The sequence below is a fragment of the Mycobacterium sp. genome, from assembly GCF_036490025.1.
Lineage (GTDB): Bacteria > Actinomycetota > Actinomycetes > Mycobacteriales > Mycobacteriaceae > Mycobacterium.
On sequence record NZ_DASXEP010000186.1, the window covers coordinates 1 to 13,623 of the forward strand.

Sequence of the window (13,623 nt, forward strand, 5' to 3'; positions counted from 1 at the left end):
TACCTGCTCAGGATCTTGGACGAGTCGCCACTCTCCCGAGCTGTCGTCCGGGAGGTACCCCCACGGGGGCATACCGCCTCGGTATTTGCCGGCCCGGATGTTGTACTGCGCGGCCGAGGCGTTGCGCTCGGAGATGGCCGCTAGCTCCATCTCGGCCACCTTCGCCACAAGCAGGGCGATGATGTCGCCGAAGTCTGTCGAGAGGTCGAAATACGATTCGGTAGCAGAGACCAGCGTGACAGAATGGTCTCGGCCCCAACGGATTAGGTCCGCGAGGTCGAACAACCTGCGGACGATCCGGTCGGCCCGGAAGAACACCAGCACGTCGAACTCGTGCGGGCGATTCTTCAACCAGTCCCCGAGCTGCGGGCGGTCGAACGGAGAGGTTTTCCCCGCCGAAACGTCCAGGTCCTCAGCGACACCTACGACCTCGTAACCGCGTTTGCTGCACAGCTCGCGGCAGGTTTGAAGCTGCCTCTCGGGGGACGTAGTAGCGTCCGTCACGCGGGAAAGTCGGATTGCAATCAGGGCTCGACGCACGTTGTAAAACTACACTGTCGAGTACTCGACCGTGGACATCCCCGTCTCGTCCACCGCCAACAATGTGGCGCGCGCTTTGAGCGCTTGAAAGATGTTTCCTGCCTTCATATTTCTCTCCTTTGTTATCCGAGGCGGAGTCCGTAGGCGCCGTCACAGCAGGCCCGACTGCAGTAAGTCACCGGCCAGCCCCGCCACCACCGGAATGATTCCCAGGCACACGAATGCCGGCAGGAAGCACAGACCGAGCGGACCCGCGATCAGCACCCCGGCACGCTCGGCAGCCGCGGCAGCGGTGTGCGCGGCGTCTTGACGACATTGCCTCGCGAGTTCCGACATCGCTTCGGCCAGAGCCACACCCGACACCGATGACCTGCGCGCCAACCGCAACAACACGTCGGTCTGCGGGTCGAGCGAACTGGATCGCCGACCGGGCGGCACGCACCATGCGACGGCCGGATCGGCACCCAGCGCCAACAGGTCGGCCGCCCGGCGCAGCACCCGAGCCAGTAGCGGTGGAGCCGATGGGGCTGTCGCGGCTGCCGCAGTCGACACCGCCATGCCCGCGGCCAGGCATACCGCGAATACGTCCAGGCTCGATGCGACGGCCAACGGATCCGGACCACGCCCCGATTGCCGCCGTGTCCGCGGCGCGCGGCCCGGTATCCCGGTGCGGGCCCGCACGATCGACGGTCCGGCGTCGCTCAGTAATGCCACGGCAAGCAGCACCGCCGCGGCGGTCATCACGCCACCGCCCGATCGGTGATGTGGTCCGCCCATAACAGCCCACCGCAGACCAGCGTCAGCCCGAGGACCAATAGCATGCCGCCCAGCCGCCCGCCCAACAGGAACGCCACCGGCCGTGCGCCGATGAGCTGGCCCATCAACACCGACAGCACCGGAAGACTCGCGAGGATTGCCGTCGTCGCCCTAGCGCCCGCCATGCCTGACCGGACCTGGCCTGAGAACCGTTGTCGCTCAGCGATATCGCGTTGTGCTGCCTGCATCAGGGTGGACATCGCCAAGCCGTGATCGGCGGCCAGTTGCCAGCACACCGCCAGCCGCTCCCATTGCGCCGGCTGCGCCGAGGTTCCGGCCACGCCGCGCAAGCCCGCGGTGACGTCGGCACCCAGCCGGGCACGGGCGGCCACCGCCCCACACGCACCGGAGACCGGGCCGGCCGTTTCTGCTGCGGCGACCGCGAAAGCGGCCGCGGGGTGGGCGCCGACCCGTAGCTCGCCCACCAGAACCTCGAGCGTGGTCTCCAGCTCCCGGCATTCGTCCATTCCCCGATCGCTACGCCTGCGACGGCGATAACGCAGGGACAACGTTGCGACGAGGATCCCGGCCGCCAAAGTCGTTGTCAGCGGCAGCAATACGGCCGCTGCGGCGAACGCACCCGCGACCGCCCAGCCCGTCGCCTGCCGGGAGAACCGCAGCCGGCGCCGGCCACCATGGTCCAGGCGTCGGCGCGGTGAGGACGGAAGCGCCAGCACCGCGGCGGACAACGCCAGCGCGGCGGTAGCCGCTCCCGTCATGACGGCATCCGGTTCTGCACCATTCGGCGCAGGGCGGTGATCTCGTCGGTCAGTCCGCGGTCGGCGTGCCACACGGTGACCGCGCACACCCCTGCGTCGGTGTGGCGCAGCACGGCGATCTCGCCGAGTCGCCGTCGACCGCCGCGATCGCGGGCAACGTGCAGGAGCACCTGGACCGCCGCGGCGAGTTGGCTATGCAGCGCAACACGATCCAGACCCCCGAGTGCGCCTAACGCTTCCAATCGGGCCGGGACTTCGCCGGGATTGTTGGCGTGCACCGTGCCCGCACCACCGTCGTGACCGGTGTTGAGTGCGGCGAGCAGATCGGCTACCTCGGCACCGCGGACCTCGCCGACCACGATGCGGTCCGGCCGCATCCGCAATGCCTGACGAACGAGTTGGCGCACGGTGACCTCGCCGACGCCCTCGACGTTGGCGCACCGCGCCACCATCCTGACCAGGTGCGGATGCGGAGGCGCCAGCTCGGCGGCATCCTCGACGCACACGATCCGCTCATCGGCCGGCACTGCGCTCAACATCGCCGACAGCAGCGTGGTTTTGCCGGCGCCGGTGCCGCCGGAGACCAGGAACGCCAGCCTGGCCGCGATGATGTCGTCGATCAGTGTTGCGGCCGCGGGCGCGATGGCGCCGGCCGCGGCCAACGCGGACAGACCCTGGGTGGCCGGCCGCAGCACTCGCAACGACAGGCAGGTGCCACCCGCGGCGACCGGTGGCAGGACGGCGTGCAGCCGGACCGCAAAGCCACCGGTGCCCAACCCGGTCAGCTGACCGTCCACCCATGGCTGCGCATCGTCGAGACGCCGGCCGGCCGCCAGCGCCAAACGCTGCGCCAAGCGCCGCACAGCAGCTTCGTCGGTGAACTGAATATTCGTGCGCCGCAACCCGTTTCCGTCGTCGACCCAAACCGCGTCCGGCGCACTGACCAGCACGTCGGTCGTCCCGTCGGCGCACAACAGCGGCTCGAGGATGCCCGCACCGGTCAGCTCGGTCTGCAGTATCCGCAGATTACCCAGCAGCTCCGTGTCGCCGAGTACCCCGCCCGATTCGGCCCGGATCGCATCGGCCACCACCTTGGGGCGCAGTGGCGCGGACTCGGTCGCCAGCCGCTCGCGCACCCGGTCGATGAGCGACCCGGTCACGCCGCGCGGCCTTGGGTTTGGGCAGCCGAAGGTGCCGGCAGGACGGCGAGCACCCGCCGGGCCGCGGCCGCCAGCGCCGAGCGACGCCCTAACCGCAGACCGCCGTGCTCGAGCTGCTCGGCCAGCCGAGGGTCGGGCCGCATCGACGCCAGCAGTGGCACCTCGGCGATCGCGGCCACCTCGACTGCCCGCAGCCCACCCGGCGACGGACCCCGGACTATCAGCCCGATGTTGGGGTTGATACCGGCGAGCACCGGGGCCATCGTCGCGGTGGCGGCGCACGCCCGCACGTCACACGGGCTGACAATGACAACGAGATCGGCTGTGTCCAAAGCAGTTTCAACGGCGTCGGTCAATCGACGCGGAAGGTCGCAGATCACGGTTGCCCCGCCGCGGCGGCCCGCGTCGACGACCGCTTGCACTGCGGCCGCGTCCAACTCGTGGCCGTGCCGCGTGCCCGACAGCACGCTGACCCCGTGGCGTTGCGGTAACGCATCGCGCACCGCCGACCAAGTCAGCCGGCCGCCCCGCAGGGCCAGGTCCGGCCAGCGCACACCGGGCGTGGTCTCGGCGCCGACCAGTAGATCGACACCACCGGCCCAGGGATCCACATCGACCAGCAGGGAATCGCCGGCCGTCAGCGCCAGCGCGACTGCGAACAGCGAAGCGCCCGCCCCGCCACGCCCGCCGATCACCGCCAGCACTGCTCCGCGGGCACCGTCGTCGCGCGCTGTTTCACCGGCGTCGGCGAGCTCGCGCACCAGATCATGTTCTTGCGCAGGGAGTTTCAGCACGTTCCCGGCGCCCACTTCGATCGCCGCGGCCCATGTCGGCGGTGTCGGTTCGTTGCCGGTCACTACGATCACATGCGCGCGGCGCGGCAGTCCGGTGACTGCGCATCCAAAAGCTGCGGCCTCGTCCAGGACGACCGCTGATGCCGCCGACCACGCTTTCCTGCTCACCGGTAATTCGCTGCCGGCGTGTACAACTCGCACACCGACGGCCGCCGCGACCCGGTCCAGCTCATCGCGCAGTACGGGCTCGGCAAGCACGGCCAGAATCCCCCGCGCGTCGGTGATCGTCATCGGCCCACCGTGCCGGGGCGCGGCACACACCGCCAGTCGCGCGACAGGATTTGTGGACAACACCGGGTCTGTGTGCAGACCACCGCTGCCGATCAAGCTAAGGATTGCCCGACAAAAGGGACGACCCCCGCCAGGGGGGGAGGAGGCGAGGGTCGTCGTGTATCAGCCCCGGGGGGTCGGGCTGATACACCCTCGGCTAAGCCGAGTGATTCTTACTATACACATGACAGCGTTACGCAGCGCAAGTGTTCTTTGCGAACGATAAGTACAACCTTTAAGTAGCTGAACCAACAGTATTGCCGCCGTCACGCGCAGCCGAACCATGTTTGACCGGGGGTTTTACCGACAGCGTCGCGATTTGCCGGCGCACCGCCCTATGCTGGGGCGGTGACCGTCTCCGACTCGGCCGCTGACCAGCAAACATCGTCGGCCCCCGGTAGCCCCAGTCCGCGCACGGCAGCTTTTTTCGATCTCGACAAGACCATCATCGCCAAATCCAGCACCCTGGCGTTCAGCAAACCCTTCTTCGCGCAAGGTCTGATCAACCGGCGGGCCGTCCTCAAGTCCAGCTACGCCCAGTTTTTGTTCCTGCTCTCCGGCGCCGACCACGACCAGATGGATCGAATGCGCATCCACCTGACCAACATGTGCACCGGCTGGGACGTCGAGCAGATCAAGTCGATCGTCAACGAGACGCTGCACGACATCGTCACGCCGCTGGTGTTCGCCGAGGCTGCCGACTTGATCGCCAGCCACAAGCTGTGCGGCCGCGACGTCGTGGTCGTCTCGGCATCCGGTGAGGAGTTGGTCGCGCCGATCGCCCGCGCGCTGGGCGCCACCCACGCGATGGCGACCCGAATGGTAGTCGAGGACGGCAGGTACACCGGCGACATCGGGTTCTACTGCTTCGGCGAAGGCAAGGTGCAGGCGATCCGCGAGTTGGCCGCGCGCGAGGGCTATCCGCTCGAGCACTGCTATGCCTACTCCGATTCGATCACCGACATGCCGATGCTCGAGGTGGTCGGCCATCCCAGCGTGGTCAATCCCGACCGCGCGCTGCGGCGGGAAGCGGCCGCCCGCGGCTGGCCGGTGCTGACGTTCTCCCGGCCGGTGTCGCTGCGCGACCGTATCCCGGCGCCGTCCGGAGCCGCGGTCGCCACCACCGCCGCGGTCGGCATCAGCGCGCTGGCCGCCGGGGCGCTGACCTACTCGCTGCTGCGTCGACTGTCGCTGTAGCCGACGCTCCAGCAAACTAACGACGTCACGGGTCGGCATCGCTTCAGCTTTTTAACCGCAATTGGCTCTTGATGTGACGGGGATCACGTAGTACAAAGGATTCACGGAAGCCCGGTGCGGCCAAGGTCGGTCCGGAAGAGAAGGGCCTATCTCCCGAACGGGGCAACCGAGCACGGTTCCCGGCACCCACGCGGAGTCACAGCCGCGATAATGGCAGAAGTGTTGCGGGCCTGCGAAATTGCGAAAAGTGGATGGTATCGATGGCCCTTTGGGTGGGGCCGCAACCGGAAGCGTCGCAAGATCGCCGAGGCCATCCCACGCAGCCCACAGTTGCACGCATGGTAACCGGGTTCCGTGCTAGCGGGCGGCGAGCCGAATGCTTCGGTAAGCCGCCCGCTTTATTCGTCTGGGTCGCCCGCCGCTACCTACGCGGTGAGCGATTCAGCAATCGAGAGCGCCTCCTGCGCGCCGGTACGCATGGCCCGGCAGCACAGCACCAACCAGGCGGTCATGCCTTCGGGTGTGCCGGCCGCGAACCCGCGCATGGCCTCCCGGTAGTCGGCGGCGCGGCGCATCCACCCGACCTCCGGGACACCCAGCCCGTGCGGGTCGAGACCGGTCGCGATGGTCACCAATCGCGAGACCGCGCGCGCGACCACTCCGTCCGCGCTGCCGAACGGAGCCAGGGTCAGCAGCTCGCCGTGTGCGATCGCGGCGATCACCGGCGCCGGCGCCCGGCTACCGCCGGTCACGATCTCGGCGAGCAACTCCAACCGGGGCCCGACGTCTGCTTCCGGGCGCGGCCTGCCCAGCCGGCTCTCGTCGACCCGGTCGGCAGCGGCCAGCATGTGCAGCCGCGCCAGCGCCTGCAACGGAGCACGCTGCCACACCCCGACCAGGTTGGTCTCGCCACCCTCGAGGGCCTGGGCGACGCGCAGCGCTCCGGCAAAGACCGGGTCTGCCATCACCGAGACGTCGAGTTGATCGTCGAGTTTTCGGCCGCCGCCGTCCAGCACCGCCGAGGCCCGCGCCGACCGCAGCGCCGCCTCGGCGGCGGTCACCGGCCAGCGCCGCAGATTGGCGCGGTGCCGATGCGCCCGGCCGAGCGCCTCACGCGCCTGGTCGCTGGCGGCGGCGACACCGGGCAGGTCCATCAGCGGAGCCAGCGGGTCAGGAGTCATGAGCTGTCAGGATAGCCAGCCCCGGCACCCGGGATAGCGGCCAGTAGTTGCCGGGTGTACTCGTGACGCGGCGAGGTGAACACATCCTCGGTAGCCGCATGCTCGACGACCCGGCCCGCGCGCATCACCATGACGTCGTCGGCGATTTGCCGTATCACCGCGAGGTCGTGGCTGATGAACAGATACGTCAGGTCGAGAACCGCTTGCAGCTCGGCAAGCAGCTCCAAGATCTGCGCTTGCACCACGACGTCAAGCGCGGAGACCGCCTCATCGCAGACCAGTACCTCGGGCTGTAGCGCCAACGCCCGCGCGATCGCGACCCGCTGACGCTGACCTCCGGACAGCTCTCGCGGGCGCCGGTTCAGCAGCGACGACGGGAGCGCCACCTGCTCGGCCAATTCGCGAACAGTCTGCTGACGTCGTCTGCGGTCACCGATCCGATGGATGCGCAGCGGTTCCTCGATGATGTGCGACACCGAGTACATGGGATCCAGGCTGCCGTAAGGGTTTTGGAACACCGGTTGTATTCGACGGCGAAACGCCAGCGTATCGCGCCGGCTCAACGATGCGGTGTCTGACACATCGAGTCCGTCGAAAAGCACTGTGCCCGAGCTGGGTTGAAGCAGACCAAGCACCATCCGGGCCAGGGTGGACTTTCCCGAGCCGGATTCGCCGACGACGGCCAGCGTCGTGGCCCGGCGCAACCGGAACGACACATTGTCGACGGCACGCACCTCCATCTTGCGCCACGGCGCTCCCCGGGACGGCCGGTAGACCTTGGTCAGCGCGGAGGCGACGATCACGTCCGGTGATTCGTTCCCTTCGGCGTTCCCGTCCACAGCAGGCACGATCCGCCTCGCGCCGGGCACGTTGCGCAGCGACGGTGCGGCTGCCACCAAACGCTGGGTGTAGGGATGTTGTGGGTCATACAGAATCGCCTGTGCCGCAGCGGCTTCCACGACCACCCCCTGATGCATGACGATCAGTCGCTCGGCCCGTTCGGCGGCCAGTGCAAGGTCGTGGGTGATCAGCAACACCGCGGTGCCCAGTTCGCCTGCCAGGTGCTGCAGGTGATCGAGCACCTGGCGCTGCACGGTGACGTCGAGCGCCGAAGTCGGCTCGTCGGCGATCAGCAGCCGCGGTCGGCCGGCCAGCCCGATGGCGATCAGCGCGCGCTGGCACATGCCGCCGGACAATTGGTGCGGGTACTGCCGGGCCCGCAGTCCCGGCTCGGGCATGCCCGCATCGGCGAGCAGTTGAATCGCTTGCGGTCCGGCTCCTTTGATATTGTTTGCGCGCAACGCTTCTCGTACTTGAAAGCCCACTTTCCATACCGGGTTCAGGTTGGTCATCGGGTCCTGCGGCACGTAGCCGATGCCGGCGCCGCGGACGGCTCGAAGCTGCCGCCGGCCGGCGGTGGTGAGGTCGACGCCGTCGAACTCGATGCGGCCGGCCGTGATCTGCCCGCCCGGCGGCAGTAGCCCCAGAATCGCCGCGGCGGTAGTGGACTTCCCCGAACCTGATTCGCCGACGATCGCGATCGTCTGCCCGGCACGCACCGCAAGATCCACGCCACGGACTGCCGCGACGTCGTCGCCGAACTTGACCTCGAGGCCGGCGACGGCCAGCAGTGGCGCCTCGGCTGTGCTCATCGGCGCCGCTTCTCCTCATCGCTGCGCTCTGCATCGTCGCCGGCGCGGCTCATCGGCGCTGCGCCCGTGACGTCGGCGCGGCTCATCGGCGCTGCGCCCGTGACGTCGGGTCCAGGGCATCACGCAATACGTCGCCCATGATCATGAAGGCCAGCACGGTGATGGCCAGGGCGCCAGCGGGATAGAATAAGATCGGCGATCCGGCTCGCAGCCGAATCTGGTCGACGTTGATGTCGCCGCCCCACGACACCACCGACGGCGGCAACCCGACCCCGAGATAGGACAGCGTGGCTTCGGTGACGACGAACAGTCCCAACGCGATCGTGGACATCGCCATGACCGGACCGATGGCGTTGGGCACCGCGTGGCGCACCAATATGCCGAATTTGCTCAGCCCCAGCGCTTTCGCGGCCAGCACATAATCGCTGCCGCGGACGGCGAGCACCGCACCGCGAGCGATCCGGGCTATCTGCGGCCAACCGAATAGCGCCAGGATCGCGATCACCGTCCACACGGTGCGATGATGCATGACCTGCATCAGCACAATTGCGGCCAGCAGCAATGGGATACCGAAGAATACGTCGGCGATCCGGGACACCACCGCGTCGATCCAGCCGCCGTAAAAACCGGCCAGCGCCCCGAGCGCCCCACCGACGAGTAACACCAGCGCGGTGGCGCCAAGGCCAACGGTGATCGAAGCGCGGGCGCCATAGATGGTGCGGGCGTAGATGTCATGGCCCTGCAAGTCGGTGCCGAACCAATGCGCCGTTGACGGCGCCAGCAGGCTCTGGTCGGGATTGGCGTAGCCGGGATCGGCCCCGGTGAACAACGACGGAAACACGGCGACGACCATGACAAACGCGATCAGCGCCGCGCTGATGAGGAATTTCGGACGGCGACGCAACCCGCGCCAGCTGTCACGCCAAAACCCGGTGCCGACAGGCACTTCGGTAATCCGGTCAGCCATAGCGAATCCGGGGATCCAGTGCCGCGTACAACAGGTCTACGGCCAAATTCGTCACCAGGTAGACGACGACAAGCACCGTGACGATCGACACCACGGTCGGCGCTTCTTGACGGGTGACGGCTTGGTAGAGCAGGCCGCCGACTCCGTGGACGTTGAAGATCCCTTCTGTGACGATCGCACCGCCCATCAGCGCGCCCAGGTCCGCGCCGAGGAAAGTCACCACCGGGATCAGTGAGTTGCGCAGGATGTGCACGGTCACCACCCGGGGCCGCGACAATCCCGTAGCGGCGGCGGTGCGCACATAGTCGGCGTGCGCATTGTCGGCCACTGCGGACCGGGTCAGCCGCACCACGTACGCGAATGAGGCGGCGCCCAGCACGATTCCAGGCACCAGCAACCGGCCGAACGTCGGCTGATCGCCCACCGTCACCGCCGCGATACCGAGCCGGACCCCGAAGACGAATTGCGCGAGGAAGCCCAGCACGAAGATCGGGATCGCGATGATGATCAGGCTGACGATCAGCACGGCGCCATCGAATACCCCGCCCTGGCGTAGCCCGGCGATCACCCCGAACCCGACGCCGAACAGCGCTTCTACCGCCAGCGCGATCAATGCCAACTTGAAGGTAACCGGAAATGCTTGCGCCAGAACGGTACTGACCGGCAGACCGGAGTAGGCGTGACCAAAATCGCCGTGCAGGATGCCGCCGAGGTAATGCAGATACTGCAACAAGAATGGATCGTTGAGATGGTATTGCGCACGCAGTTGCGCGGCCACCGCAGGGCTCAGCGGACGATCGCCGCCCAGCGCCGCGATCGGGTCACCGGGCAGCAGGAAAACCATGCCGTAGATCAGCAACGTGGCCCCCAGAAAGACCGGGACCATGGCCCCGATGCGCCGGGCGATGTACCACGCCATGTCAGGCCTTCACGATGTGTTCGTAGTCGGGCAGACCGTTCCAGGTCAGCGTAACGTGGCTGACCGCCGGTGATCGTCCGGCGACGGCGACGGTGTACCACAGCGGCACAACGGGCATGTCCTGCAACAGGATTCGCTGTGCCGCGTTGGCGATCGCGAATGATTGCGGTAGGTCGCGGGCCGCTTCGGCGGCGGCCATCGCGGCATCGAACCGGGGGTTGGAGTAGCCGACGTCATCGGCGCCCGCGCCGGTGACGAACAATGGCTCTAGAAACTCCAGCATCGACGGGAAGTCACCCTGCCACCCGGCACGGAACGCGGTGCCGATCGTGCGGCCGGTGATCTGGGTCCGGAAACCGGCGAAGGTCGGCTGCGGAGCCCCGACGGCGTCGATACCCAGGGTGTTCTTGATGCTGTTGGCCACCGCGTCCACCCACTCCTGGTGGGAGCCGTCGGCGTTGTAGGCGATCGCGTAGCGGCCAGTCCATTTCGAGATCGCATCGGCCTGCGACCAGAGCCGTCGAGCACGGTCCGGGTCGAAGTTCAGCGCATCGTTGCCCTCGATGTCGGGGTTATATCCAGGTAGCGAACTAGCGGTGAAATCGCGTGCGGGTGCGCGTGCGCCGGAGAAGATCTTTTGACAAATCTGGTCGCGGTTGACCGCTGCCGAGAGCGCAAGCCGGCGCAGCCGCCCTTCTTCGCCGGAGAAGTGTGCAAGTCGCAAGGGGGTGTCCAGCGTCTGGTTGACCGCCGCGGGCGCGGTGACCGCGCGGTCGCCGAGGTCTCTGCGGTAGATGGTCAGCACACTGGGCGGAATCGTGTCCAGCACATCGAGATTGCTCGACAGCAGATCGGCGTAAGCGGTGTCGAGGTTGGCGTAGAAGACGAACCGCAGGCCCTTGTTCTGCGGCATCCGGTTGCCGTGGTAGCCGGGATTGGTGACAAGGTCGAGCTTGACGTTGTGCTGCCAGGCCGGGATTCCCCGCTCGTCGGCAAGTCGGTACGGGCCGTTGCCGATCGGGTGCTGGCCGAATGCCGGCATATCCTTCAGCGCGGCATCGGGCAGCGGGTAGAACGGCGAAAATCCTAGCCGCAGCGTGAAATCGATCGTCGGACCCTTGAGCCGAACGGTGAATTCGTGGTCGTTGACCACCTGAAGGCCCGCCATCGTGCTCGCCGTCGGCTTCGGTGCGGCCACTTCGTCGAAGCCGGCGATCGGGCTGAAAAAGCTCTGCTGCAGTTGAGCGTTGGTGGCCAGCGCGCCGTAATTCCAGGCGTCGACGAACGAGTGCGCCGTGACCGGTGATCCGTCGCTGAACGTCCAGCCGGGTTTGAGGGTGATCCGGTAGTTGACGTCGTCGGTGGTCTCGATCGACTGAGCAACTTCAAGTGCGGGCGCGCCCTTGGCGTCATAGGACGTCAGACCGGCGAACAGCCGGTCGATGATCCGGCCCCCGTTGGTGTCATTGGTATTGGTCGGGATCAGCGGGTTCTGCGGCTCGCCGGCATTGACGATCACTACATCGGTCCGGACGTTGCCCGCCCCGCAGCCGGTCAGCGACGCAGCCGCCAGCAGCATGCCGACCGCTGCTGCGCACAACCGATGCAAGCCGTCCTCCTTCGGTCAGCACGGTCTCATACCCCACTCCGGCGCGACTGTACTGCTTGGAGCGCTTCCAAAACCGACTCGACTGAGTCCGCGCCTCCTCAGCCTTACCGGCTGCATCGTCGCCGGAGTCCGTTTGATGGTCCGACTCCTCCTCAGCCTTACCGGCTGCATCGTCGCCGGACTACGCTCGTGCGGGTGAGCGAGACGCACACCGAGGCACCGACGTCATATCCACCGTCGACACAGTTCGCCGCGCAGGCCAACGCCCGCGACGAGCTGTATGGACAGGCCGATCAGGACCGGCTGACGTTCTGGGCCGAGCAGGCCAACCGATTGTCTTGGGCCACACCGTTTTCCGAAGTACTGGACTGGTCGGCGGCGCCGTTTGCCAAATGGTTCACTGACGGCAAGCTCAACGTCACCTACAACTGCGTGGACCGGCACGTCGAAGCCGGCAACGGCGATCGGGTGGCCATCTACTTCGAAGGCGAGCGCGTCGGCGAAGACCGCACCTTGACCTACAGCGATCTGCAGACCGAGGTGAGCAAAGCCGCCAATGCGCTGGCCGATCTGGGGCTGGTCGCCGGGGACCGCGTCGCGATTTATCTGCCGATGATCCCCGAAGCCGTGGTCGCGATGTTGGCCTGCGCGCGACTGGGCGTGCTGCACAGCGTCGTGTTCGCCGGGTTCACCGCCACCGCGCTGGGCGCCCGGATCGCCGACGCCGAGGCCAAACTCCTGATCACCGCCGACGGGCAGTTCCGGCGTGGCAAGCCCACGCCATTGAAGGAGGGGGCCGACCAAGCGGTCGCCGACGCCGACACGATCGAGCATGTCCTGGTGGTCCGGCGCACCGGCATCGATGTGCCCTGGACGCAGGGCCGCGATCTGTGGTGGCACGACGTCGTCGACTCCGCATCGGCCGAACACCACGCCGAGGCGTTCGACGCCGAGCATCCGCTGTTCCTGCTGTACACCTCGGGCACCACCGGCAAGCCCAAAGGCATCGTGCACACCAGCGGCGGCTACCTCACCCAGACGTCCTACACCCACCACAACATCTTCGACACCAAGCCGGACACCGACGTGTTCTGGTGCACCGCCGACATCGGCTGGGTCACCGGGCACACCTACAGCGTCTACGGGCCGCTGTCCAACGGCGTCACCCAGATCATCTACGAAGGCACGCCGGACACCCCTGACCAGCACCGACATTTCCAGATCATCGAAAAGTACGGGGCGACAATCTATTACACGGCACCGACGATGATCCGGACGTTCATGAAGTGGGGACGCGACATCCCGGATGCTCACGACCTGTCCAGCCTGCGGTTACTGGGGACGGTCGGCGAGCCGATCAACCCGGAGGCCTGGCGCTGGTACCGCAAGGTCATCGGCCGCGACAGCATCCCGATCGTGGACACCTGGTGGAGACCGAAACCGGCTCGGCGATGATCTCCCCGCTGCCCGGCGTCGCTGCCGCCAAGCCGGGTTCGGCGATGACCCCGCTACCGGGCATCTCGGCGAAGATCGTCGACGACAACGGCAATCAACTCCTCCCGCCGTCGTCCGACGAGGGCGAGCACACCAGTGGATACCTCGTTCTCGACCAGCCCTGGCCGTCGATGCTGCGCGGCATCTGGGGCGACGACGACCGCTTCCGGGAGACCTACTGGTCGAAGTTCGCCGAGCAAGGGTGGTACTTCGCCGGCGACGGCGCTCGGTACGACGCCGACGGG

The 13,623-nt window shown here is 67.2% G+C and carries 11 protein-coding genes and 1 pseudogene; 2 read left to right on the forward strand and 10 right to left on the reverse strand.

Translation table 11 applies throughout. The features are described 5' to 3' along the window. The 5 genes from VGG53_RS21930 to ssd all read right to left on the reverse strand — a co-directional run. A partial coding sequence (locus VGG53_RS21930) for a recombinase family protein (RefSeq protein WP_331520224.1) occupies nt 1-540 on the reverse strand: 540 nt, incomplete at its 3' end. A 150-nt stretch (nt 541-690) separates the two neighbouring features. Continuing rightward, a complete protein-coding gene (locus tag VGG53_RS21935) occupies nt 691-1,281 on the reverse strand; it encodes a type II secretion system F family protein (protein ID WP_331520225.1) in 591 nt (196 codons plus the stop codon). Beyond that, the gene (locus VGG53_RS21940) at nt 1,281-2,075 is read right to left on the reverse strand and encodes a type II secretion system F family protein (RefSeq protein ID WP_331520226.1); all 795 of its coding nucleotides are present in this window, start codon (nt 2,073-2,075) and stop codon (nt 1,281-1,283) included. The genes VGG53_RS21935 and VGG53_RS21940 overlap by 1 nt, the downstream gene beginning before the upstream one ends. Further along, nucleotides 2,072-3,235, reverse strand: coding sequence for a TadA family conjugal transfer-associated ATPase (locus tag VGG53_RS21945; protein WP_331520227.1), 1,164 nt, complete (start codon nt 3,233-3,235; stop codon nt 2,072-2,074). Before VGG53_RS21945 ends, VGG53_RS21940 begins: the two co-directional genes overlap by 4 nt. Further along, nucleotides 3,232-4,320, reverse strand: coding sequence for a septum site-determining protein Ssd (ssd, locus tag VGG53_RS21950; RefSeq protein WP_331520228.1), 1,089 nt, complete (start codon nt 4,318-4,320; stop codon nt 3,232-3,234). Before ssd ends, VGG53_RS21945 begins: the two co-directional genes overlap by 4 nt. Nucleotides 4,321-4,707: 387 nt before the next feature. Here ssd and VGG53_RS21955 point away from each other — a divergent pair, with 387 nt between their 5' ends. Continuing rightward, complete coding sequence (locus VGG53_RS21955) at nt 4,708-5,556, forward strand: HAD-IB family hydrolase (RefSeq protein WP_331520229.1); 849 nt, start codon at nt 4,708-4,710, stop codon at nt 5,554-5,556. A gap of 425 nt (nt 5,557-5,981) precedes the next feature. Here VGG53_RS21955 and VGG53_RS21960 read toward each other — a convergent pair whose 3' ends face one another. The 5 genes from VGG53_RS21960 to VGG53_RS21980 all read right to left on the reverse strand — a co-directional run bounded on the left by VGG53_RS21960 (nt 5,982) and on the right by VGG53_RS21980 (nt 11,854). Continuing rightward, the gene (locus VGG53_RS21960) at nt 5,982-6,737 is read right to left on the reverse strand and encodes an oxidoreductase (RefSeq protein ID WP_331520230.1); all 756 of its coding nucleotides are present in this window, start codon (nt 6,735-6,737) and stop codon (nt 5,982-5,984) included. After that, the gene (locus tag VGG53_RS21965; protein WP_331520232.1) at nt 6,734-8,389 is read right to left on the reverse strand and encodes an ABC transporter ATP-binding protein; all 1,656 of its coding nucleotides are present in this window, start codon (nt 8,387-8,389) and stop codon (nt 6,734-6,736) included. Before VGG53_RS21965 ends, VGG53_RS21960 begins: the two co-directional genes overlap by 4 nt. A gap of 82 nt (nt 8,390-8,471) precedes the next feature. Then, nucleotides 8,472-9,356 carry an ABC transporter permease gene (locus tag VGG53_RS21970; protein ID WP_331520233.1) on the reverse strand — a complete coding sequence of 295 codons (885 nt, stop codon included), beginning with the start codon at nt 9,354-9,356 and terminating at the stop codon, nt 8,472-8,474. Beyond that, nucleotides 9,349-10,275 (reverse strand): ABC transporter permease, encoded by a 927-nt coding sequence (locus tag VGG53_RS21975; protein WP_331520234.1) that lies wholly within the window; start codon nt 10,273-10,275, stop codon nt 9,349-9,351. Before VGG53_RS21975 ends, VGG53_RS21970 begins: the two co-directional genes overlap by 8 nt. A gap of 1 nt (nt 10,276) precedes the next feature. Further along, nucleotides 10,277-11,854, reverse strand: coding sequence for an ABC transporter substrate-binding protein (locus VGG53_RS21980; protein ID WP_331520235.1), 1,578 nt, complete (start codon nt 11,852-11,854; stop codon nt 10,277-10,279). A 225-nt stretch (nt 11,855-12,079) separates the two neighbouring features. On the opposite strand from VGG53_RS21980, the pseudogene acs reads away from it, so the two are divergent. Then, nucleotides 12,080-13,623: pseudogene (gene acs / locus VGG53_RS21985) on the forward strand (acetate--CoA ligase); the annotation flags it as partial.